The organism is Pseudomonas sp. NY8896 (assembly GCF_039634505.1).
On the sequence record NZ_CP132350.1, the window covers coordinates 1,051,484 to 1,072,611 of the forward strand.

The 21,128-nt window shown below is 63.2% G+C and carries 20 protein-coding genes; 13 read left to right on the forward strand and 7 right to left on the reverse strand.

Annotated features, from left to right (window positions below; translation table 11 throughout):
• Nucleotides 1-120: 120 nt before the first annotated feature.
• Both Q9451_RS04670 and Q9451_RS04675 read left to right on the forward strand, forming a co-directional pair.
• On the forward strand, nt 121-954 hold the full coding sequence (locus tag Q9451_RS04670) for an EamA family transporter (protein WP_012274532.1): 834 nt from the start codon (nt 121-123) through the stop codon (nt 952-954).
• A gap of 27 nt (nt 955-981) precedes the next feature.
• A complete protein-coding gene (locus Q9451_RS04675; protein WP_012274531.1) occupies nt 982-1,368 on the forward strand; it encodes an MAPEG family protein in 387 nt (128 codons plus the stop codon).
• A 50-nt stretch (nt 1,369-1,418) separates the two neighbouring features.
• Here the strand turns inward: Q9451_RS04675 and Q9451_RS04680 are convergent, their stop codons facing one another.
• Nucleotides 1,419-2,570, reverse strand: a complete 1,152-nt coding sequence (locus tag Q9451_RS04680; RefSeq protein ID WP_012274530.1) for an MltA domain-containing protein — start codon at nt 2,568-2,570, stop codon at nt 1,419-1,421.
• A gap of 119 nt (nt 2,571-2,689) precedes the next feature.
• Here Q9451_RS04680 and Q9451_RS04685 point away from each other — a divergent pair, with 119 nt between their 5' ends.
• Nucleotides 2,690-3,148, forward strand: a complete 459-nt coding sequence (locus Q9451_RS04685; RefSeq protein WP_012274529.1) for a cytochrome c — start codon at nt 2,690-2,692, stop codon at nt 3,146-3,148.
• 70 nt (nt 3,149-3,218) lie between these two features.
• On the opposite strand, the gene Q9451_RS04690 is transcribed toward Q9451_RS04685, so the two are convergent.
• The 4 genes from Q9451_RS04690 to Q9451_RS04705 all read right to left on the reverse strand — a co-directional run bounded on the left by Q9451_RS04690 (nt 3,219) and on the right by Q9451_RS04705 (nt 7,790).
• The gene (locus Q9451_RS04690) at nt 3,219-3,611 is read right to left on the reverse strand and encodes a DUF1090 domain-containing protein (protein WP_012274528.1); all 393 of its coding nucleotides are present in this window, start codon (nt 3,609-3,611) and stop codon (nt 3,219-3,221) included.
• 131 nt (nt 3,612-3,742) lie between these two features.
• On the reverse strand, nt 3,743-5,443 hold the full coding sequence (gene ligB / locus Q9451_RS04695; RefSeq protein WP_012274527.1) for an NAD-dependent DNA ligase LigB: 1,701 nt from the start codon (nt 5,441-5,443) through the stop codon (nt 3,743-3,745).
• A 145-nt stretch (nt 5,444-5,588) separates the two neighbouring features.
• On the reverse strand, nt 5,589-6,779 hold the full coding sequence (gene metK, locus Q9451_RS04700; protein ID WP_003249375.1) for a methionine adenosyltransferase: 1,191 nt from the start codon (nt 6,777-6,779) through the stop codon (nt 5,589-5,591).
• Nucleotides 6,780-6,797: 18 nt separating this feature from the next.
• On the reverse strand, nt 6,798-7,790 hold the full coding sequence (locus Q9451_RS04705; protein WP_012274526.1) for a metalloregulator ArsR/SmtB family transcription factor: 993 nt from the start codon (nt 7,788-7,790) through the stop codon (nt 6,798-6,800).
• A gap of 229 nt (nt 7,791-8,019) precedes the next feature.
• On the opposite strand from Q9451_RS04705, the gene tkt reads away from it, so the two are divergent.
• The 9 genes from tkt to Q9451_RS04750 all read left to right on the forward strand — a co-directional run bounded on the left by tkt (nt 8,020) and on the right by Q9451_RS04750 (nt 17,442).
• Nucleotides 8,020-10,017, forward strand: a complete 1,998-nt coding sequence (gene tkt, locus Q9451_RS04710) for a transketolase (RefSeq protein ID WP_012274525.1) — start codon at nt 8,020-8,022, stop codon at nt 10,015-10,017.
• 190 nt (nt 10,018-10,207) lie between these two features.
• The gene (epd, locus tag Q9451_RS04715) at nt 10,208-11,269 is read left to right on the forward strand and encodes an erythrose-4-phosphate dehydrogenase (RefSeq protein WP_012274524.1); all 1,062 of its coding nucleotides are present in this window, start codon (nt 10,208-10,210) and stop codon (nt 11,267-11,269) included.
• A gap of 12 nt (nt 11,270-11,281) precedes the next feature.
• Nucleotides 11,282-12,445 carry a phosphoglycerate kinase gene (locus tag Q9451_RS04720; RefSeq protein ID WP_345960886.1) on the forward strand — a complete coding sequence of 388 codons (1,164 nt, stop codon included), beginning with the start codon at nt 11,282-11,284 and terminating at the stop codon, nt 12,443-12,445.
• Nucleotides 12,445-12,696 (forward strand): hypothetical protein, encoded by a 252-nt coding sequence (locus Q9451_RS04725; protein WP_016489511.1) that lies wholly within the window; start codon nt 12,445-12,447, stop codon nt 12,694-12,696. The genes Q9451_RS04720 and Q9451_RS04725 overlap by 1 nt, the downstream gene beginning before the upstream one ends.
• Nucleotides 12,697-12,759: 63 nt before the next feature.
• On the forward strand, nt 12,760-13,089 hold the full coding sequence (locus Q9451_RS04730; RefSeq protein ID WP_012274521.1) for an MliC family protein: 330 nt from the start codon (nt 12,760-12,762) through the stop codon (nt 13,087-13,089).
• Between the two features lie 100 nt (nt 13,090-13,189).
• Entirely contained in the window at nt 13,190-14,254 is a 1,065-nt protein-coding gene (gene fba / locus Q9451_RS04735; protein ID WP_012274520.1) for a class II fructose-bisphosphate aldolase, read from the forward strand.
• A 212-nt stretch (nt 14,255-14,466) separates the two neighbouring features.
• Nucleotides 14,467-16,593 (forward strand): EAL domain-containing protein, encoded by a 2,127-nt coding sequence (locus Q9451_RS04740; protein WP_012274519.1) that lies wholly within the window; start codon nt 14,467-14,469, stop codon nt 16,591-16,593.
• A 39-nt stretch (nt 16,594-16,632) separates the two neighbouring features.
• Nucleotides 16,633-17,133, forward strand: coding sequence for a M48 family metallopeptidase (locus Q9451_RS04745; protein WP_041166610.1), 501 nt, complete (start codon nt 16,633-16,635; stop codon nt 17,131-17,133).
• A gap of 12 nt (nt 17,134-17,145) precedes the next feature.
• Nucleotides 17,146-17,442: a winged helix-turn-helix domain-containing protein gene (locus Q9451_RS04750; protein ID WP_012274517.1), complete on the forward strand. Its 297-nt coding sequence runs from the start codon at nt 17,146-17,148 to the stop codon at nt 17,440-17,442.
• 71 nt (nt 17,443-17,513) lie between these two features.
• Here the strand turns inward: Q9451_RS04750 and Q9451_RS04755 are convergent, their stop codons facing one another.
• Nucleotides 17,514-17,966: a GNAT family N-acetyltransferase gene (locus tag Q9451_RS04755; RefSeq protein ID WP_012274516.1), complete on the reverse strand. Its 453-nt coding sequence runs from the start codon at nt 17,964-17,966 to the stop codon at nt 17,514-17,516.
• Nucleotides 17,967-18,119: 153 nt separating this feature from the next.
• On the opposite strand from Q9451_RS04755, the gene Q9451_RS04760 reads away from it, so the two are divergent.
• Nucleotides 18,120-18,857, forward strand: a complete 738-nt coding sequence (locus tag Q9451_RS04760; protein ID WP_012274515.1) for a transporter substrate-binding domain-containing protein — start codon at nt 18,120-18,122, stop codon at nt 18,855-18,857.
• A 33-nt stretch (nt 18,858-18,890) separates the two neighbouring features.
• Here Q9451_RS04760 and yccS read toward each other — a convergent pair whose 3' ends face one another.
• Nucleotides 18,891-21,074 carry a YccS family putative transporter gene (yccS, locus tag Q9451_RS04765; RefSeq protein ID WP_012274514.1) on the reverse strand — a complete coding sequence of 728 codons (2,184 nt, stop codon included), beginning with the start codon at nt 21,072-21,074 and terminating at the stop codon, nt 18,891-18,893.
• Between the last annotated feature and the right edge of the window lie 54 nt (nt 21,075-21,128).

The following is a 21,128-nucleotide window of genomic DNA, read 5'->3' on the forward strand; positions in this document are numbered from 1 at the left end:
TGACCTGGCGCGGGGTTCGGGACACAGGGTTTGACCGGAATCTCTGTAATCGTTCCCATGCAGTGGCCCTCTGGAATGCCATATATTCAACCCTTGAACACCGCACAAGGATAAGAAGGCGTGTTGGCAACATCCCTGGTGCTGGTCGCCGCCCTGCTGCATGCGACCTGGAATACCCTGATCAAATTCAGCGGTGAGCGCTTGCTGGTCATCGCCAGCATGGACACGGTGGCGCTTGCGTTCGCGTTGCTGGCCGTGCCTTTCGTCGATGTGCCACCTGCCGAAATCTGGCCCTGGCTGATCGCCTCCGCGTTGGCCGAGCAGCTGTACCGCTATTTGCTGATCCAGGCCTACCGCGTGGGTGACCTGGGGCTGGTCTATCCTCTGATGCGCGGGCTGTCGCCGCTGGTGGTGCTGGGGCTGACCCTGGCCTTTGCCGGGGAATCGCTGAGCCAGCAGCAGATCATCGGTATCCTGCTGATCCCCTGCGGCATGGCGTGCCTGTTGTGGCAGGGCGGCGGCGGTGACCGGCTGCCCTGGTCGATGCTGCCGGTAGTCGCCTTGATTGGCCTGTGCATCGGCTGCTACACCTGGTTCGACGGCCAAGCCGTGCGCCTATGGGGCAAACCGTGGGATTACCTGGTGTGGCTGACCCTGCTCAGCGCCTGGCAGTTCCCGTTGCTGGCCAGCGTGGCGCGGCGAGCACCGTTCGTCCTGTTTTGGCGAACGCAATGGCGTTTGGGTTTGGCGGTTGGGTTTTGCGTATTGTTCAGTTATGCCCTGGTGTTGTGGGCCATGCACCTGGGGTCGGTGGCCGAGGCGGCAGCGTTACGGGAACTGAGCGTGATTCTGGTGGTGCTGCTGGGTATGCGCTACCTCAAAGAACCTTTTGGCGGGCCGAGACTCCTAGCTTGCGGGCTGGTCCTGGCAGGCACGCTGGTGATGAAGCTCTAACCCATTTTCGAACAAGGAGTCTTGAGCATGACCGTTGCCCTGTGGTGCATCCTGATCGCGCTGCTGTTGAACCCGCTTTGTGCCTTGATCGCCAAGGTGAGCAGTGGCCGGTTCGGACTAAAGGACAATCACGATCCGCGTGCCTTCCTCGATACCTTGTCGGGCCTGCCACGGCGCGCCCATGCTGCGCAGCAGAACGGCTATGAGGCGTTTCCGGCATTTGCAGCGGCGGTGCTGGTGGCGGATATCGTCGGCAATGCCGAGCAGGTGACCCAGGATGTGTTGGGGGTGATGTATATCACCAGCCGCCTGCTATACATCATCTGCTACCTGGCCGACTGGGCGGCCTTGCGCTCGCTGGTGTGGTTTGCCGGATTGGCAATTATCGTATCGTTCTTCGTGGTTTCCATCTGAAGCCGCGTTGCCTGCTTCGCGGGCAACGCCCGCGAAGAAACCAACGCCGATCAAAGTACTTTAGGTACTTCTGGCAGTGGTTGGCCCTTGGGCCACAACATCCAGATCTGCCCTTGCTGCTTCATGTTCCCGGCCAACTCGCCGGCTTCCGGCCCGGTGCCCCAGAACAGGTCTGCACGCACTTCACCCGTAATCGCCCCGCCGGTGTCCTGTGCGCCTACCGGTCGTACCACGGGTGAACCGTCCGGGCGTGTGGTAGACAGCCATAACAGGCTCCCCAGCGGAATCACCTTGCGATCGATGGCCACGCTGTAGCCGGCGGTGAGCGGCACGTTCAGCGAACCGCGCGGGCCTTCATTGCTGTCCGGCCGGGTGCTGAAGAACACGTAGCTGGGGTTGCTGGCCAGCAGTTCCGGTACGCGCTGCGGGTTGGCCTGGGCCCAGGCATGAATGGCACCCATGCTTACTTCCTCTTTCTTCAGCTGGCCCTGTTCCACCAGCCAGCGGCCGATCGGCCGGTAAGGGTGGCCGTTCTGGTCGGCGTAGCCCAGGCGCAGTTGGCGGCCGTCTTCCAGTTGAACCCGGCCGGAGCCCTGGATCTGCAGGAACTGCAGGTCCATTGGATCAGTCAGCCAGGCCAGCACAGGCGCCTTGACGCCATTGCGGTTGATCACTTCGGCTGTGTCGTACGGTTTGAGCACCCGGCCATCGAGCCGACCGCGCAGGCGTTTACCCTTGAGCTCGGGGTACACGCTGGCCAGGTCCACCACGATCATGTCATCCGGGATGCCGTAGACCGCCACATGGTTGCTCGCCGATTGCCTCAGGCTGCCGGGGTAGACCGGCTCGTAGTAACCGGTAATCAGACCGTTGGCATTGTTCTCGGCGGAGCGCAGGCCGTAAACCTGCAAGTTCTGCTCAAGGAAGGTACGCACCTGGGCGGCGCTGGCTGTGGCGTTGCCGGCGGCTTCGCAGGTGGCGGCCCACACCGCGTCACGCTTGAGCTTTTCGCAGCCGCTGCGCCAGGCGTAGAAACCGGCCAGCAAGTCTTCATCGCTGACCGCGGGCAGGTCTTTCCAGTTGGCCGGGGCGTAGGTGGCGATGGCGTGGGGCTCGGGCTTGGCGTTTTCGCCGCCGTTGCAACCGGCCAGCAAAGCCAGCACTGGCAGTGTCCAGGCCAGATGGCGCAGGGCAGATTTCATGTGTGCATTCCTGTCATGGGCGAACATGAAGATTCGCCCCTGTTTTTTATGTGGCTATTGGTCTTTGGCCCTTGGGCAGCGATACTGGCCGCCCATTTGCGTAGGCCGAAGTGAGTGTGATGTTGAAGCGATTGACCGTTGTTGTTCTGGCCGCACTGGCCCTGGGCGGTGCCCTGAGTGGGTGCGATAGGGTCGACCCCAACTCGCCGCTGGGCAAGCGCAAGGTAATTTTCAAGGACATGCTCAAGACCAGCGAAGACCTGGGCGGCATGTTGCGTGGCCGGTTGCCGTTCGACGGGGTGAAATTTGCCGACGGTGCGTTGAAGCTGGACGGCCTTGCGCACCAGCCCTGGCAGCACTTTCCACAGGTACGCGATGGGGGTGACAGCGCCGCCCGTGCCGAAGTATGGGTGCGTCAGGCGCGCTTTCATGACCTGGCCCGTCAGCTGGAGGGTGTTACCGGCGAACTGGTCGAGGTAACCCGCAGCCAGCCGCTGGATGCTGCGCAGTTGAAAGTGCCGATGGACAAGGTCGAAGCGGCTTGCAAGGCGTGCCATACCGAGTTTCGTAATCATTGATGGCCTGCGCTGCCCTCTGTGGAACTGTCTTGAATTCCTGTAGGGCGGCCGCGCTTATCCGTCGGATGCCTCAGCGGTCGAGGTCGTCGACCGCTTCCTGCAGCTCTTTACGCGATTCGGCCAGCTTGTCCTTGCGCTTGTTGATCTTCTCCGCGTCGCCTTTCTTCTCGGCTTTCTTCAGGTCCTTTTCCCGCTGCGCCACTTCGTGACGTGCATCGAGCACCTTCTGCTCACGCTCTTTGCGCAGGCTGGCATCCGTGCAGTTGTCTACGCCGCGCAGCGCTTCTTCCAGCCCCGCGACTTGGTCGCTGTTACCGTGGTCACGGGCAATTTTCAGCTGGTTCTCGATGGCGCTGCGTTTGGCGGCGCAACCGGTCAGGCCAGGGTCCGGCTGGGCCGCTTGCACGGCGCCTGCAGCCAAACCCAGCGATGCGAGCAGGAAAAGAGTTGAAATGCGTTTCATGAAAAGCCTCCTGAACGGGGCGGGGCAGCAAAAGTTGCTGGAAATCCTGCCTTGGTTTTGCCCATTTAGAAACCCTTGGTGAGGTTTTCCGGTTGAATCCCGGGTTTTCCTGCAGGCTTTTTGGTAAAAAATCATTGCTCGATGCGCTCAGGGGGGGGCGAAAACCCTTCAATGCCGGATTCCGCCAACCGTGTGGCAATGGCTTGCACCTCCGCGGCCGCGAAGAAACCCACAAGCTGACGCGAGCGTTTTACGCCGATGTCGGGCACTGTTTGCCATTGACCCGCGCTGCGCGAAGCCATTTCTTGCCAGCCGCCTGTCAGTTGCAAATGCTTGCCAATGGGCGCGCCAAGGCCGCGCAGCCACTGATCGAAGGGGCGTGAGCGGGCTTGGTCGAAACTGCCCAGCAGTTGGGCCGCTGTAAGGCTGCTGATGCCGGGCACCTGCTGCAGGCGTTCGGCATCGAGCTGCAGCCAATCGGTCATCGAAGTTACCAGGCCCGCATCGACCAGCCGACGCCATGTGCCGGGCCCGGTACGTGGGAGGGCCAAGCCCTGTTTGCCGCTGAGCCAGGTGAGCCGGGCGATGAATTGTTCCTCGCAGCCTTCGCTGGGCTGCCAGCAACTGAGGGCATGATGCCGACCGGGTGCAGGCGCGCCCAGTGGTTGGCGTTCGACCGCGCGGTGCACGACGTGCTCAAGGCGAGGGATGGTCAGCCCGGCGAGGCTGATAGCGACCTGGTCACCGGGGCGAATATCCAGGGCTTGCCAACGCGCCAGCGAGCCGAGGCTGACCTGGGTGATGCGCCGGTCATCGAGGGTTACCGGCTGCACATGCGCAATGGGCGTGATCCTGCCAGTGCGGCCAACCCGAAAGCGCACGTCGCGTACTTCGGCCAACGCTTGTACATAGGGGTATTTCCAGGCGGCGATCCAGTACGGCGCCTTGGCCTGCCAGCGCTCGGCAGGCGGCCGGCTGCCCAGGCGCAGGATCACGCCGTCGCTGGCAAAGGGCAGGGGTGAACGGTACCAGTGCTCACGCCAGCGCGCTGCATCCTCCAGCGTGTCGACGGCGATACTGTAATGCTGGCTATCCGGGAAGCCCAGTTGTGCCAGCTGCGCGAGGCGATCGGCCTGTCGCTCGGGGCCATGCGGCCAGCCCCACACGAACAGGCCGATCGTGTTCCCTTGCTCGCGAGTCAGTTGTTTGCGTGCGAGCAGCCCGGCCACGGTACCGCGAGCGTTGGCACTGCCTGCCTTGGCCTGTACGTGTTCGTTCAGGCGCAGGTACAGCTCACCCTGCAAGTGCAGGTCAATCGCCTGAGGCAACTGCCGGGTGACTGCACCGAGCTGGGGAATGTGCCTGCTCCAGTCATGCCCCTGCAGCCCGTCCCCCCGGCTGATCAGCTGTACCAATTGGCCTTGTCGATAAATGAGGGAAGCTGCGACACCGTCGAACTTGGGCTGTACCCATACCCCGGTTTTCCCGGCCATCCAGCGTGCCACGGCCTGGCGGTCCGCCAGCTTGTCGACACCGGTATGCGGCACGGGGTGAGGGAGTGGACCGCGAGCGCTGGTCAAGGGTGACGGGCTGGGCGCGAGGCCAAAGCACTGCTGCAGGTGCACCAGGCGCTGGCGGCTCTGGTCGTAAAGCTCATCAGCCACCAGCGCGATACCCTGGCGATGGTAGTGCTCGTCCCAGCCGGTAAGGGTGGCCTGTAGTTGCGCGGCTTCAGCCTCGGCCTTTTGCGGGGTCCAGTCGGGGCATGAGGCGGCCCAGGCCAGTGGGGTATTTAGCGCAAACAGCATGGCGAACAACAGCAGGTACGGCATGGCCAGCATCCTTGCATGGCAGGTAGGAACCCCCAGACTAGGCAGGTTCTCTGGCGCTTGCTGAAGCACCATTGTCAGCCGATATGTCACAAAAAAGCCCCTGCCGATTGCTCGGCAGGGGCTTTCGCCTGGTGCTGTAGGAAACTTACAGGCCGGCAGCGTCACGCAGCGACTGGGCGCGGTCGGTGCGCTCCCAGGTGAAGGTGGTGAAGGTGTCGTCGCCGACAGTCTTCTGCTGCGGGGTACGGCCGAAGTGACCGTAGGCAGCGGTTTCCTGATACATCGGGTGCAGCAGGTCGAGCATGGTGGTGATGGCGTATGGACGCAGGTCGAAGCACTCGCGCACCAGCTGGATGATCTTGTCGTCGGAAACCTTGCCGGTGCCGAAGGTGTTGATCGAGATGGAGGTCGGCTGGGCCACGCCAATGGCGTACGACACCTGGATCTCGCAGCGCTCGGCCAGGCCGGCGGCAACGATGTTCTTGGCCACGTAGCGGCCGGCGTAGGCGGCGGAGCGGTCGACCTTGGACGGGTCCTTGCCGGAGAACGCGCCACCCCCGTGGCGGGCCATGCCGCCGTAGGAGTCGACGATGATCTTGCGGCCGGTCAGGCCGCAGTCACCCACCGGGCCACCGATGATGAAGTTGCCGGTCGGGTTGATGTGGTACTGGGTGCCTTTGTGCAGCAGTTCGGCCGGCAGGGTGTGCTTGACGATCAGCTCCATCACGGCTTCTTGCAGGTCTTTCTGCGACACTTCCGGGTTATGCTGGGTCGACAGCACCACGGCGTCGATGCCGACTACCTTGCCATTTTCGTAGCGGCAGGTGACCTGCGACTTGGCATCCGGACGCAGCCATGGCAGCAGGCCGGACTTGCGCGCTTCGGCCTGGCGCTCGACCAGACGGTGCGAGAAGCAGATCGGCGCCGGCATCAGCACTTCGGTTTCGTTGCTGGCGTAGCCGAACATCAGGCCCTGGTCACCGGCGCCCTGGTCTTCTGGCTTGGAGCGGTCCACGCCCTGGGCGATGTCTACCGACTGCTTGCCGATGATGTTCATCACGGCGCAGGTGGCACCGTCGAAACCGACGTCGGAGCTGTTGTAGCCGATGTCGATGATGACTTTGCGCACCAGGTCTTCCAGGTCGACCCAGGCCGAAGTGGTGACTTCGCCGGCGATGATGGCGACACCGGTCTTGACCAGCGTTTCGCAGGCTACGCGGGCGTACTTGTCCTGGGCGATGATGGCATCGAGGACAGCGTCCGAAATCTGGTCGGCGATCTTGTCCGGATGCCCTTCGGACACGGACTCGGAGGTGAAAAGGGAGTATTCGCTCATCTCGAAGGTTCCTGAAATTTACCGATGGTGTATGTCGTCAGCCGTCCGCTGGAAATGGCGGACCTGGATCTGGAAACCGTTACGCAAGCCCACGTACAGGCTGTCCCCATGGGCCAGCCCGGCAGCGTTGGCCCAGCGCGCCAGGTCGTCCTGCTCAAAGCCAAGCCACAGGTCGCCGCAGGCTTCGCGCGCCCACCCCTGGTCATGGCTGCACAGTTCGGTTACCAGCAGGCTGCCGCCTGCCTTCACCCGTTTGGCCAGCTGGCGCAAGGCCAGGGCCGGGTCGCTGAAATGGTGCAGCACCATGTTCAGCACAACGCAGTCGGCGGCCACATCCGTTGCACCCAGTGCATCGGCCAACTGCAGGTTCACGTTTTCGAGCCCTTCGCGCTGGCACACCTGGCGCGCCAGTTCGAGCATGGTCGGGCTGTTGTCCAGGGCGGTGACCTGGGCGAAGCGCCGTGCCAGGTCAGGCAGGAAGCCACCGTCACCGGGGCCGACCTCAAGCGCGCTGGCAGCCGGGTCGAAATGCAGCTTGTCGAGCAGCGCCAGCAGGCTTTCGCGGTACTGCGGCAGGCCGGCGATCAGGTCTTGCTGGGCGCGGAACTTCTCTTCCACGCGCAGGAAGAAGTCCTGGCTGGTGGCCGCGCGGCGTTGCTGCACTTGGGCGATGCGTGCCTGCACATCGGGCGGCAGGGCCAGGTCGTCGACTTCTTCGAGCAGCGCCACATGCAGCCGACCGCCCAGGCGCAGGCCGTCAGGCAGGGCGCGGCGGTAGAAGATGGCGTTGCCTTCGCGCCGGGTTGCCACCAGCTCGGCCTGGGCCAGCACCTTCAGATGGTGACTCATGCCCGACTGGCCGATGTCGAAAATCTGCGCCAGTTCCAGCACGCCGAACGAATCGTTGGCCAGGGCGCGCAATACGTTCAGGCGCAACGCATCGCCACTGGCTTTGCACAGGGCGGCCAATGCTTCGCGTTGCTCGGGTGTCGATTGCGCGCGCAGGTTCATGGGGCGGCAGTCTAGACAGGCATCGATGCCCTAGCAAGGCCAATATCAAAAAGTTTTGATATTGAGTGATAAGCGGGGCGGCTAACCCGGTTTTGCCCCGAATTGAATGCCAATCACAGGAAAATCCCCCGACTGCGACCATACGTCATTGCCCCAAGCCCCCCCAGTGGGCGAAAATGGCCGCCTTTTTTCGTGACACCACCTATTCAAGCCCCCCAGGAGATCAGCGATGCCCAGCCGTCGTGAACGTGCCAACGCCATTCGTGCCCTCAGCATGGATGCCGTGCAAAAGGCCAACAGCGGCCACCCAGGTGCCCCCATGGGCATGGCGGATATCGCCGAAGTGCTTTGGCGCGACTATCTGAAGCACAACCCGAGCAACCCGAGCTTCGCCGACCGTGACCGCTTCGTGCTGTCCAACGGCCACGGCTCGATGCTGATCTACTCGCTGCTGCACCTGACCGGCTACGACGTCACCATCGATGACATCAAAGGCTTCCGCCAGCTGCACAGCCGCACCCCGGGCCACCCGGAATACGGCTACACCCCAGGCGTCGAGACCACCACTGGCCCGCTCGGCCAAGGTATCGCCAATGCCGTGGGCTTCGCCCTGGCCGAAAAAGTGCTGGCTGCCCAGTTCAACCGTGACGGCCACAACATCGTCGACCACAACACCTACGTGTTCCTCGGCGACGGCTGCATGATGGAAGGTATCTCCCACGAAGTCGCCTCGCTGGCCGGCACCCTGGGCCTGAACAAGCTGATCGCCTTCTACGACGACAACGGCATTTCCATCGACGGCGAAGTGCACGGCTGGTTCACCGACAACACCCCGGCGCGCTTCGAGGCGTACAACTGGCAGGTGATCCGCAACGTCGACGGCCACGATGCCGAAGAAATCAAGATGGCCATCGAAACGGCGCGCAAAAGCGACCGTCCGACCCTGATCTGCTGCAAGACCATCATCGGTTTCGGTTCGCCGAACAAGCAGGGCAAGGAAGACTGCCACGGTGCCCCGCTGGGCAACGACGAAATCGCCCTGGCCCGCAAGGAACTGAACTGGAACCACGGCCCGTTCGAAATCCCAGCCGACATTTATGCCGAGTGGGATGCCAAGGCCGCCGGTGCCAAGGCCGAAGCCGACTGGAACCAGCGCTTCGACGCCTACGCCAAGGCCTACCCGGAGCTGGCTGCCGAGTTCAAGCGCCGTGACAGCGGCGAGCTGCCGGCCGACTTCAGCGAGAAGGCCCAGGCCTACATCAACGAAGTGGCTGCCAAAGGCGAAACCATCGCCAGCCGCAAAGCCAGCCAGAACGCCCTGAACGCTTTCGGCCCGCTGCTGCCCGAGTTCCTCGGCGGCTCGGCTGACCTGGCCGGCTCCAACCTGACCCTGTGGAAAGGTTGCAAGGGTGTCGAAGCCAATGACGCCAGCGGCAACTACGTGTTCTACGGCGTGCGCGAGTTCGGCATGACCGCCATCATGAACGGCGTTGCCCTGCACGGTGGCCTGGTGCCTTACGGCGCGACCTTCCTGATGTTCATGGAATACGCCCGCAACGCCGTGCGCATGTCGGCGCTGATGAAGCAGCGCGTGATCCACGTGTACACCCACGACTCCATCGGCCTGGGCGAAGACGGCCCGACTCACCAGCCGATCGAGCAGCTGACCAGCCTGCGCAGCACGCCGAACCTGGACACCTGGCGCCCAGCCGACGCGGTGGAGTCCGCCGTGTCCTGGAAAAACGCCCTGGAGCGCAAGGACGGCCCTTCGGCGCTGATCTTCTCGCGTCAGAACCTGCAGCACCAGGACCGCAACGCCCAGCAGATCGCCGACATCAGCCGTGGTGGCTACGTGCTCAAGGACTGCGCTGGCGAGCCTGAGCTGATCCTGATCGCTACCGGTTCGGAAGTGGGCCTGGCTGTTCAGGCCTTCGACAAGCTGACCGAGCAAGGCCGCAAGGCGCGCGTGGTCTCCATGCCGTGCACCAGCGTGTTCGATGCCCAGGACGCTGCCTACAAGCAGTCCGTGCTGCCGCTGGAAGTCGGTGCGCGCATCGCCATCGAAGCCGCCCACGCCGACTTCTGGTACAAGTACGTCGGCCTGGAAGGTCGTATCATTGGCATGACCACCTACGGTGAGTCGGCGCCAGCTTCGGCACTGTTCGAAGAGTTTGGTTTCACCCTGGAGAACATCCTGGGTACTGCCGAAGAGCTGCTGGAAGACTGATGTAACAATGGAGGGCAGTGACGCCCTCCAGGTCGTGCAAGGGGAGGGCTTCGCCCTCCATCGCGACGCAAGGCCGCTCCTACAGGTACCGCGCAACCCCGATGTTGCCGCGGTACCTGTAGGAGCGGCCTTGTGTCGCGATGGGCCGCAACGCGGCCCCAAAAGCCATCATGCGTTAGCGAGCCAACGAATGCCCCACCTGCGTCCCTACAAAGTTGCACTCAACGGTTATGGCCGCATCGGCCGCTGTGTCCTGCGCGCGCTGTTCGAGCGGGGGGCAAAGGCCGGTTTCGAGATCGTCGCGCTGAACGACCTGGCCGACCAGGCCAGCTTGGAATACCTGACCCGCTTCGACTCCACCCACGGGCGTTTCCCCGGCGAGGTGAAGGTCGACGGCGACTGTCTGCATATCAATGGCGACTGCGTGAAGGTGATGCGCAGTGCCACCCCCGAAGGCATCGACTGGGCCGCGCTGGGCATCGACCTGGTGCTGGAGTGCTCCGGTGCCTACAACACCCGTGCCGATGGCCAGCGCTTCCTCGATGCCGGTGCGCCCCGGGTGCTGTTCTCGCAGCCGATGGCCAGCGAGGCCGACGTTGACGCCACGGTGGTCTATGGCATCAACCAGGCCTGCCTGACCGGCAGCGAGCGCCTGGTGTCCAACGCCTCGTGCACCACCAACTGCGGCGTGCCACTGCTGCGGGTGCTGGACCAGGCGTTCGGCATCGAATATGTGCAGATCACCACCATCCACTCGGCCATGAACGACCAGCCGGTGATCGACGCCTACCACCACGAAGACCTGCGCCGCACGCGCTCGGCCTTCCAGTCGGTGATCCCGGTGTCCACTGGTCTGGCGCGTGGCATCGAACGCCTGCTCCCGGAACTTGCCGGGCGAATCCAGGCCAAAGCGGTACGGGTACCGACCGTCAACGTCTCGTGCCTGGACATCACCCTGCAGACCGCCCGCGACACCAGCGCGGCCGAGGTCAACCGGGTGCTGCGCGAGGCCGCGCTGGAAGGCCCGCTGAAAGGCCTGCTGGCCTACACCGAGCTGCCGCACGCCAGCTGTGATTTCAACCATGACCCGCATTCGGCGATCGTCGATGCCAGCCAGACTCGTGTTTCCGGCCCGCGCCTGGTGAACCTGCTGGCCTGGTTCGACAACGAATGGGGTTTTGCCAACCGTATGCTCGACGTTGCAGAACACTTTCTGCACGTCGTCCACCCAACCCGCAACAAACAGCCCTGAAGGACTGCATTCATGACCGTGTTGAAGATGACCGACCTCGACCTGCAAGGTAAGCGCGTACTGATCCGCGAAGACCTCAACGTGCCTGTGAAGGACGGTGTGGTAGCCAGCGACGCGCGTATCCTGGCAGCGCTGCCGACCATCAAGCTGGCCCTGGAGAAGGGCGCGGCGGTAATGGTCTGCTCGCACCTGGGCCGCCCGACTGAAGGCGAATTCTCTGCCGAGAACAGCCTCAAGCCGGTTGCCGACTACCTGAGCAAGGCCCTGGGCCGTGATGTGCCGCTGGTTGCCGACTACCTGGACGGTGTCTCGGTACAGGCCGGTGAGCTGGTGCTGTTCGAGAACGTGCGCTTCAACAAGGGCGAGAAAAAGAACGCCGACGAGCTGGCGCAGAAATACGCCGCCCTGTGCGATGTGTTCGTCATGGACGCTTTCGGCACCGCGCACCGCGCCGAAGGTTCGACCCATGGCGTAGCCAAGTTCGCCAAAGTCGCTGCTGCCGGCCCGCTGCTGGCGGCCGAGCTGGATGCCCTGGGCAAGGCCCTGAAGGCCCCGGCCAAACCGATGGCGGCCATCGTTGCCGGCTCCAAGGTTTCCACCAAGCTGGACGTGCTGAACAGCCTGAGCAACGTCTGCGACCAGCTGATCGTCGGCGGCGGTATTGCCAACACCTTCCTGGCCGCTGCTGGGCACCCGGTGGGCAAGTCGCTGTACGAGCCGGACCTGGTCGATACTGCAAAAGCCATCGCTGCCAAGGTCAGCGTACCGCTGCCAGTCGACGTGGTGGTCGCCAAGGAATTCGCTGAAACCGCCGAAGCCACCGTCAAGGCCATCGCCGACGTTGCCGCCGACGACATGATCCTGGACATCGGCCCGCAAACCGCAGCCAACTTCGCCGAACTGCTGAAGTCGTCGAAGACCATCCTGTGGAACGGCCCGGTCGGCGTGTTCGAGTTCGACCAGTTCGGCAACGGCACCAAGGTGCTGGCCAAAGCCATTGCCGACAGCGCCGCGTTTTCCATCGCCGGTGGCGGTGACACCCTGGCAGCCATCGACAAATATGGCGTCAGCAAGGAAATCTCCTACATTTCTACCGGGGGTGGTGCCTTCCTCGAATTCGTCGAAGGCAAGGTTCTGCCAGCGGTGGCAATCCTGGAAGAGCGGGCCAAGGCCTGATGACGTCGGCGCTTGGCAAAGGGAGTGGCCTGATGGTCAAGCAGTTGCCTGTGATGATGCTGGCTGGCCTGCTGAGCGCCTGCTCGGGTAGCCCGGCCTCCGATGGCGACCCGGCGCACCCGCCCAAGGGCGGGTGCTACCAGTCCGAGTGGCAGGCCGAAACCGTGCCGGTCATCAGCAAGCGCGTGGGCCCGGAAGGCCTGGAAAAGTACGACGAAGACCACCAGCGCAAGGCGCCAGGCTGCCCTTGAACCCGGCGTTTCGTCGGCTCAGGCAACCAAGCGGCCGCTGTGTGGTCAGCTAGAGGATATGCAATGAAAGCGCTTTTGGCCGTGACGGCCCTGGCGACACTGGCAGGATGCTCACTGCTGCAGCCGGCGCAACCCGCCCCGGCAGACAACTGGACCCGTTGGGTCTGCGACACCCAGGCCGAAGTGCTGTGGCGCTTCGCCGATGCACAACGCGACCAGGTCGACGTGCGCCTTGGCGGCGGTGACCAGGTCTACCGGCTCAAGTCCGAGCCGGGTGCTTCGGGTGCGCTGTACAGCGATGGCATGCTGGCCTTCCACACCAAGGGCGAAGAAGGCCTGGTGTACTGGGTGGCAACCAACGATCTGATTGGGCGGGGCTGCAAGGCACCGTGACTGGCCGGGCCGCGAGGGTGGCCCACACTACTTGAACAGCAACCGCCCCTGCGGCAGGCTTGCACGAAACAAACGACGCTTGTCGGGAGAGAGATACACAATGGCACTCATTAGCATGCGCCAGATGCTGGACCACGCCGCCGAGTTCGGTTACGGCGTACCAGCTTTCAACGTCAACAACCTCGAGCAGATGCGCGCCATCATGGAAGCGGCCGACAAGACCGATTCCCCCGTGATCGTCCAGGCTTCGGCCGGTGCCCGCAAATACGCCGGCGCCCCGTTCCTGCGCCACCTGATCCTGGCTGCCATCGAAGAGTTCCCGCATATCCCGGTGTGCATGCACCAGGACCACGGCACCAGCCCTGACGTCTGCCAACGTTCGATCCAGCTGGGCTTCAGCTCGGTGATGATGGACGGCTCGCTGGGTGAAGACGGCAAGACCCCGACCGACTACGAGTACAACGTCCGCGTTACCCAGCAGACCGTTGCCATGGCGCACGCCTGCGGCGTTTCGGTAGAAGGCGAGCTGGGCTGCCTGGGTTCGCTGGAAACCGGCATGGCCGGTGAAGAAGACGGTATCGGCGCCGAAGGCGTGCTGGACCACAGCCAGATGCTAACCGACCCGGAAGAGGCCGCCGACTTCGTCAAGAAGACCCAGGTCGACGCCCTGGCGATTGCCATCGGTACCAGTCACGGTGCCTACAAGTTCACCAAGCCACCTACCGGTGACGTGCTGGCCATCGACCGCATCAAGGAAATTCACAAGCGCATCCCCAACACCCACCTGGTGATGCACGGTTCGTCCTCGGTACCGCAAGAGTGGCTGGCGATCATCAACCAGTACGGCGGCGACATCAAGGAAACCTACGGTGTACCGGTCGAAGAGATCGTCGAAGGCATCAAGTACGGCGTGCGCAAGGTCAACATCGATACCGACCTGCGTCTGGCCTCTACCGGTGCCATGCGCCGCCTGATGGCGACCAACCCGAGCGAGTTTGACCCGCGCAAGTTCTTCGGTGAAACCGTCAAGGCCATGCGTGACGTGTGCATCGCCCGTTACGAAGCCTTCGGCACCGCTGGCAATGCCTCGAAGATCAAGCCGATCTCCCTGGAAGGCATGTATCAGCGTTACCTGAAAGGTGAGCTGGCCGCCAAGGTCAACTGATCGACAGGCAGCCCTGAAAAACCCGCAGCGATGCGGGTTTTTTTATGGGCAAAGAAAGCCTGCGCATAATTTCGGCAGACCGACCGTTAGTCGGCTACCGTACAGTTGAGCCACTGATAGCGTTCTGATTGCATTGCGCGTTACAGCCTCGGGTCTAGAGTATTGATGGATCCAACCGTATTTTGAAGTCGGTCACATAACAGAGAAGCAGCATGGATGGCGCTCACCCTCAACCACAGCCACTGGATGGCAGCTCGGTTCTTCTGGTAGTAGACGACTACCCCGAGAACCTGATCAGCATGCGGGCCTTGCTGGCCCGGCAGGATTGGCAAGTGTTGACGGCAAGCTCGGGGATGGAAGCCTTGAGTGCGTTGCTTGAACACGAAGTCGACCTGGTGCTGCTGGATGTACAGATGCCGGAAATGGACGGTTTTGAGGTTGCCCGGCTGATGCGCGGCAGCCAACGCACCCGGCTGACCCCGATCATTTTCCTCACCGCCAACGAACAGTCCGAAGCGGCCGTGCTCAAAGGCTACGCCAGCGGCGCCGTGGACTACATGTTCAAACCGTTCGACCCGCAGATTCTCAAACCCAAGGTTCAGGCGCTGCTCGACCAGCAGCGCAACCGTCGCATGCTGCAGCGGCTGAGCCGTGAGCTGGAAGCGGCCAGGGCCTTCAACGCGTCGATCCTGGAAAATGCCGCCGAAGGCATCCTGGTGGTAGATGCCGAAGGCACCATCAGTTTTGCCAACCCGGCCATCTCGCGCTTGCTGTCGTCCCCGGTGCAGCAGCTGCAGGGCGCCCACCTGCTCGACCTGATGCAACTGGCCAGTGCCAGCCTGTGGCGCGAATCGGACTTCTACCAGGCCTATCTGGGGCGCCAGATTTTCCGTGTACACGATGCCCAACTACGCACACAGGGGGGCGAACTGGTGCCGGTGGCGCTGTCCTGCGCACCGTTGCCCGTCGACCAGCAGGCCATGGTGGTGACCGTGCTGGACATGTCGGTGGTGCGCAACCTGCACCAGCAACTGGAGTACCAAGCCATTACCGACCCGCTCACCGGACTGCTCAACCGTCGCGGTTTCTATCAGGCCGCCGAAGGTGCGCTGTTGCGCAACGAGCGCTCGGACAAGGCGCAGGCGCTGATGTACATGGACCTGGACGGCTTCAAGCGTATCAACGACTCGCTTGGCCATGATGCGGGCGACCGGGTGTTGCGCTGGGTGGCCGAGCAGCTCAAGGACTGCCTGGGCAGTGAGGCTTTGCTGGCGCGCATGGGCGGGGATGAGTTCACCGCACTGTTCGACAGCTTGCCTTACCCGGAGCAGGCCGGGCGTTATGCCGAACGGCTGCTCGAGCGTGTTTCCATCAGCCATGAGGTAGACGGGCTCGACGTATGCCTTGGGGTGAGCATCGGCATCGCCACCTACCCGGACTGCGGCGCCAATGTAGAAGGCCTGCTACGCGCAGCCGATGCCGCGATGTACGCGGCCAAGCGGGCCGGCCGCCAGCAATATCGCTTCTACGATCAGGAACTCAATGGCAGGGCGCGCTCGCGGTTGATGCTTGAGGACGGTGTGCGCACGGCCATCGAGCAGCAAGACTTCACCTTGGTGTACCAGCCGCAGGTCTCCTTCAACGATGGCCGTCTGCGAGGGTTCGAAGCCTTGCTGCGCTGGCAGCACCCCAGTGTTGGCGATGTGCCGCCGGGGCTGTTCATCCCGTTGCTGGAGGAGGCGCGGTTGATCAACCGCCTGGCCAGCTGGATCTACCGCCAGGGCGCGGCCCAGCGGCAGGCCTGGTACGAACGCTTTCCGGCAGACCTTGTGCTTGGCATCAGCCTGAGCCGCGCGCAGTTCGTGATGCCAGGCCTGGTCGAAGAGCTGCAGCGGGTCATCCAGCTTTACCAGCTTGTCCCGGCGCAGCTGGAGGTGGAGGTGGCGGAAACCTCGCTGATGTACAACATCGATGCGGCCGTCAAACAGATACACCGCTTGCGCGAGCTTGGCGTGCGGGTGGCCCTGGATGACTTTGGTGCGGGCGACTGTTCGCTGCGCATGCTGCGTGACTTGCCGATCGACACCTTGAAACTCGACCGTCACCTGGTAGCGCGCTTGCCCGACTCGGCAGTGGATGCCGCCCTGGTGCGCAGCGTTATCGGGCTGTGTGCCGACTACAGCATCACGGTGATCGCCGAGGGTGTGGAAACCCCGGCACAGGTGGCCTGGCTCAAAGCCAATGGTTGTGAATACGTTCAGGGTTTCCTGGTGGCTTATCCGATGACTGCCGCGGACGCCAGCGGCTTCCCGGCGATTTTCTCCTGGCCAGGGCCATGATTGGCTAGAATCGGCATTCGTTACGCCGACTACAGCGCCATGACCGTATTACGTTACTTGCAAGCCTACCCGCCGCACCTGCAGCAGCAGGTGCGGCAGATGATCGACAGTGACCGCCTGGGTGAGTACCTGCAGCGCCGCTATCCCGACCGCCATGACGTGCAAAGCGACAAGGCGCTGTACGGCTATGCCCAGGATCTGCGCCAGCAGTACCTGCGCAGCGCGCCGGGCCTGGACAAGGTGCTGTTCGACAGCCGCCTCGACCTGACCCACCGTGCCCTGGGCCTGAACACGGCAGTGTCCCGGGTGCAGGGCGGCAAGCTCAAGGCGAAGAAGGAAATCCGCATTGCTTCCTTGTTCAAGGAGGCCGCGCCACAGTTCTTGCGCATGATCGTGGTGCACGAGCTGGCGCACCTGCGCGAGCGCGATCACAACAAGGCGTTCTACCAGCTCTGCCAGCACATGGAGCCGGACTATCACCAACTGGAATTCGACCTGCGCGTCTACCTGACCTACCGGGAGCTGCCGGGCAACCTCTAAGGAACATGCAGCATGGAAGTGAGCAAGACCAAGAGCAGCTTCTACCGGCGCCTATACGTGGCCTGGCTGATCGACAGCCAGACCGCGACCAGCGTGCCCGCCCTGATGGAGGCCACCGGCATGCCCCGGCGCACAGCCCAGGACACCATCGCCGCCCTGGCCGACCTGGACATCGTCTGCGAGTTCGAGCAGCTGGAAGGCGCACGCAACCACGCCGGGCATTACCGCATCCATGAGTGGGGGGCGATCGACAAGCAGTGGATCATCCGACACCTGCGGCAGATCCGCGAAGTGCTGGGTTACCCCTGATCAAGCGGGTGGCCGCAGTGCCCTGTGGGCGCGGCCTTGTGTCGCGAAAGGGCCGCTCCCACACGGTTGGCTCAACCCTTGCGCATCCCGATATGCGGAATGTCGTCTTCCAGGTATTCCTCGCCCACCACCGCAAACCCATGGCGTGCATAAAACCCCTGCAAATGAGCCTGCGCTGACAGGTATACCGGTACTCCCGGCCAGCAATGTTCAGCCGCTTCCAGGCCTTTGAGCAGCAACGGGTGCCCCAGCTTTTGCCCACGTGCCTCGGGTGCGGTCACCACGCGCCCGATCACCACGTCCCCGCCCTGTGACTGCGGGTCGAGCAGCCGCAGGTAGGCCACCAGCTTGTCTTCCTGCCAGGCCATCAGGTGCAAGGTATCGCCGCTCAGGTCCTGGCCATCGACTTCCTGGTACGCGCAACGCTGCTCGACCACGAACACTTCGGTGCGCAATTGCAAAATGGCATAGAGCTGGTCCTTGCCGAGGTCGGTGTGGTGCTTGCAGAGCCAGTCGATGGACATTGGCGAACTCCTTGAATGGGCTGTCGATCATCGCACGTCATCTGTGCTTCGGCCAAAATAGAGGCTAAATGACACTATTGGCCGCTGCCCTCGGCAACGGCTTTGTGTAATCTCATCGGCAGTGTGCGCCCCCCATTGCGAAAGGACGTGAGCATGCGGCCACTGCTTTGTGTTCTGGGATTACTGGCAATGATGCTGGCAACACCCGCCCCGGGTCACGACAGGCTACGCCTGGTGGCCGACAACTGGCCACCGTTCACCGATGCCAACATGGCGGGTGGCGGCCTGGCGACCAGCATCGTCACCACGGCATTGGCCCGTGCCGGCTACGCCAGCGGCTATGAAGAAGTGCCGTGGGCGCGGGCGTTGCTGGGGGTTGGTGAAGGGCGCTACGACGTGCTGATCAATGCCTGGTACAACGACTCACGCGCCAACATCGGGCAATTTTCCAAAGCCTATCTGAGTAACCGCATTCGCCTGCTGCAGCGCAAGGGCGAAGCGTTCCACTACAAGCACCAGTCTGACTTGTACCCCTACAGCATCGCCGTGGTGCGTGATTACGCCTACTCACCAGAATTCGACGGCGATACTCGCCTGCACAAGGTGCCGGTGCGCAACTTCTCTTCCGCGGTGCGCATGCTGGCGGCAGGGCGGGTGAACCTGGCGGTGGAGGACGAGTACGTGGCGCGTTACAACCTGCAGCGCGAGCCGCAGGACGTGCGTGATGGGGTGATGCTGGTGGAGCCGCCGTTGGGGGAAAACACCCTGCACATCCTGGTCAGCCTGAAGCACCCGGAGCATCAGCGAATCGTCGAGCGTTTCGAGCAGGCGATTGCGGCGATGAAGGCCGATGGCAGCTATGCCCGGCTGCTGCGCCAACATGGCTTTTGACTTCTGAGGCCCGCACCGGCTTATCGAGCAAAATCAGGCCGGCGCACCTTCCTTGATCAGGTGCGCCGCCAAGGTCCTCAATGGCCCCAACTGCCGGCAGATCAATGCCAACTGCGTCTGCACCAGCCGCTGATGCTCATCCAGTTCTTCCGGCATTTGCTCCAGGGCATTGGCCAGTGCTTCTTCGGCATCACTGTGAATCGCGATCGGCAGCCGCGCCGCCAAACCGTTGGCGATCTCGTCCAGGCTGCTGGCCAGGCTTTGCCCGGCACCTTCGATCAACTGCTCCTGCACCTGCGCCGGCAACGCCGTGTCGCGGTGCGCGCCCAGCCCCGAGAGGTAGCTGAGCAAGGTGTGCGACAGCACCAGGAAGCGGAAGCCAACGTCGGCCTCCTTACGGAAATGTCCCGGCTCCATCAGCATGTTGGCCAAGGTGGTGGACAGTGCCGCGTCGGCGTTGTGAGCATTGCGCCGGGCCAGGCGGTAAGCCAGGTCGTCACGCTTGCCATGGGCATACTGCTGCATGATCTGGCGCAGGTACACGCTGGCGCAGGCCAGGGTATTGGCCAGCGCCTTGTTCAGCCGTCGCCCTTGCCAGTCAGGCAAGAACAGGAACACCGCAAGGATGGCGATCAGGCTGCCCACCAGGGTATCGAACAGGCGTGGCAGGAACAGGCCGTAGCCATCGCCGATCTGGTTGAAGCAGAACAGCACCATCAGGGTGATCGCGGCCGTGGCCAAGGTGTAGCGGGTGGTGCGGTTGACGAAGAACACCACCCCGGCGACCACGGCGAACAGCGACTGGATGACCGGGTTGGGGAACAGGTCGAACAAGGCCCAGCCCACCGTCAGGCCGACAGCGGTGCCGAAGATGCGCTGCACCAGCTTGCGCCGGGTTGCACCGTAGTTGGGCTGGCACACGAACAGCGTGGTGAGGATGATCCAGTAGCCCTGGGTCGGGTGAATCAGGTGCACCATGCCGTAGCCGATCGACAGCGCCAGCGGCAGGCGCAAGGCGTGGCGGAACAGCAACGAGGTCGGTGTGAGCTGGGTGCGCAGGCGCGTCCACACATCCTTCAGCGAGCGTGGCGAGCGGTCGAGCAGGCTGCTGTCGCTGGCGTCGGCCAGGCTGTCAGGGTTGCTGGCGGCACTGAGCTGGCGGTCCAGCGTTGCCAGGTTGGCGGCCAGCGCCCGCAGCGAGCGCAACAGGCCACGCCAGGCCGGGTTGCTCTGGATACGCAGGTGCTCAAGTGAAGCGTTGAGGTCCTCGAGGGCTTCGGGATAACCGCTTGCCAGCACGAATGGCTGGCGCAGGCGGATCGAGCGGGCCAGCTCCTGGCAGGATGAACCCTGCTTACGCAGCAGGCGCTGGCAGCGGAACATCACGTCACTGTGGAAAAACGCCTCGGTCAGTGCGTTGTAGGGGTAGTGCGAGGCACTGACCCGTTCGTGAATGTCCTGGGCCAGGAAGTACAGCTTGAGGTAACGGCTGACCTTCGAGTTCGGTTGGCTGTTGCCCACCCGGTGCAGGATGATTTCCTTGGCTGCGTTCAGCGCGGCCACCACCTTGCCATTCTGTTGGGCCAGCTCCAGGCGCCGGGCCTCGACGTCGAGGGTGCGGATCGGTTCGAACAGGCTGGCCTTCAGCTTGAGGTAGCTGCCCAGTTCGTAGAACAGCTTGGCCAGGCTCTGCTGCACCGGCTGGTTGGAAAACAGCGCCTGCCAAAGTACTGAAAGCAGCCCGTACCAGGCCGCACCCGCCACCAGCAGCAGCGGCTCGTGCCAGAAGTCCGTCACTTGGCCGCCGCGCTGGTCCACACCGATCATGGTGTAAACCGCCGTGATCAGTGTCGCCGAGGCAATCGCACCATAGCGCTCGCCCAAGGCGCCAAGCATGGTCAGACCAAACGCCGCCAGGGCCAGGGCGATGGCAAAGACCCAGGGGTAGGGGAACAGTAGTTCGACCGCCAGCGCAGCGATGGCGAAACACACCAGGGTAACGGCCAAGGCGCTAAGGCGGCCTTGCCAGCTGTCGTCGGTTTCGGCCAGGGCGCTGGCGATGATGCCGAGGAACAGCGGAATCAGCAGGGCCATCTCGTTCTGGTACCAGCACAGGGCCAGGCTGCCGGTGAGGGCGATGGTGACCCGGATGCTGTAGCTGAACTTGTCTTGGCCCCACAGGCGACGCAGTGACTGACGGAACGAGCTCGATGACATGATGGCCTGCTAGGCAGTGAGCGAAGAATGCAATGCAGCACGGGCCAGCAAGAA

Excerpts from the sequence above, each read along its gene's own strand:
- Q9451_RS04675 (WP_012274531.1), top strand. The coding sequence starts at position 982 with ATGACCGTTGCCCTGTGGTGCATCCTGATCGCGCTGCTGTTGAACCCG.
- Q9451_RS04680 (WP_012274530.1), bottom strand. The coding sequence starts at position 2,570 with ATGAAATCTGCCCTGCGCCATCTGGCCTGGACACTGCCAGTGCTGGCT.
- Q9451_RS04685 (WP_012274529.1), top strand. The coding sequence starts at position 2,690 with ATGTTGAAGCGATTGACCGTTGTTGTTCTGGCCGCACTGGCCCTGGGC.
- Q9451_RS04690 (WP_012274528.1), bottom strand. The coding sequence starts at position 3,611 with ATGAAACGCATTTCAACTCTTTTCCTGCTCGCATCGCTGGGTTTGGCT.
- ligB (WP_012274527.1), bottom strand. The coding sequence starts at position 5,443 with ATGCCGTACCTGCTGTTGTTCGCCATGCTGTTTGCGCTAAATACCCCA.
- metK (WP_003249375.1), bottom strand. The coding sequence starts at position 6,779 with ATGAGCGAATACTCCCTTTTCACCTCCGAGTCCGTGTCCGAAGGGCAT.
- Q9451_RS04705 (WP_012274526.1), bottom strand. The coding sequence starts at position 7,790 with ATGAACCTGCGCGCGCAATCGACACCCGAGCAACGCGAAGCATTGGCC.
- tkt (WP_012274525.1), top strand. The coding sequence starts at position 8,020 with ATGCCCAGCCGTCGTGAACGTGCCAACGCCATTCGTGCCCTCAGCATG.
- epd (WP_012274524.1), top strand. The coding sequence starts at position 10,208 with ATGCCCCACCTGCGTCCCTACAAAGTTGCACTCAACGGTTATGGCCGC.
- Q9451_RS04720 (WP_345960886.1), top strand. The coding sequence starts at position 11,282 with ATGACCGTGTTGAAGATGACCGACCTCGACCTGCAAGGTAAGCGCGTA.
- Q9451_RS04725 (WP_016489511.1), top strand. The coding sequence starts at position 12,445 with ATGACGTCGGCGCTTGGCAAAGGGAGTGGCCTGATGGTCAAGCAGTTG.
- Q9451_RS04730 (WP_012274521.1), top strand. The coding sequence starts at position 12,760 with ATGAAAGCGCTTTTGGCCGTGACGGCCCTGGCGACACTGGCAGGATGC.
- fba (WP_012274520.1), top strand. The coding sequence starts at position 13,190 with ATGGCACTCATTAGCATGCGCCAGATGCTGGACCACGCCGCCGAGTTC.
- Q9451_RS04740 (WP_012274519.1), top strand. The coding sequence starts at position 14,467 with ATGGATGGCGCTCACCCTCAACCACAGCCACTGGATGGCAGCTCGGTT.
- Q9451_RS04745 (WP_041166610.1), top strand. The coding sequence starts at position 16,633 with ATGACCGTATTACGTTACTTGCAAGCCTACCCGCCGCACCTGCAGCAG.
- Q9451_RS04750 (WP_012274517.1), top strand. The coding sequence starts at position 17,146 with ATGGAAGTGAGCAAGACCAAGAGCAGCTTCTACCGGCGCCTATACGTG.
- Q9451_RS04755 (WP_012274516.1), bottom strand. The coding sequence starts at position 17,966 with ATGTCCATCGACTGGCTCTGCAAGCACCACACCGACCTCGGCAAGGAC.
- Q9451_RS04760 (WP_012274515.1), top strand. The coding sequence starts at position 18,120 with ATGCGGCCACTGCTTTGTGTTCTGGGATTACTGGCAATGATGCTGGCA.
- yccS (WP_012274514.1), bottom strand. The coding sequence starts at position 21,074 with ATGTCATCGAGCTCGTTCCGTCAGTCACTGCGTCGCCTGTGGGGCCAA.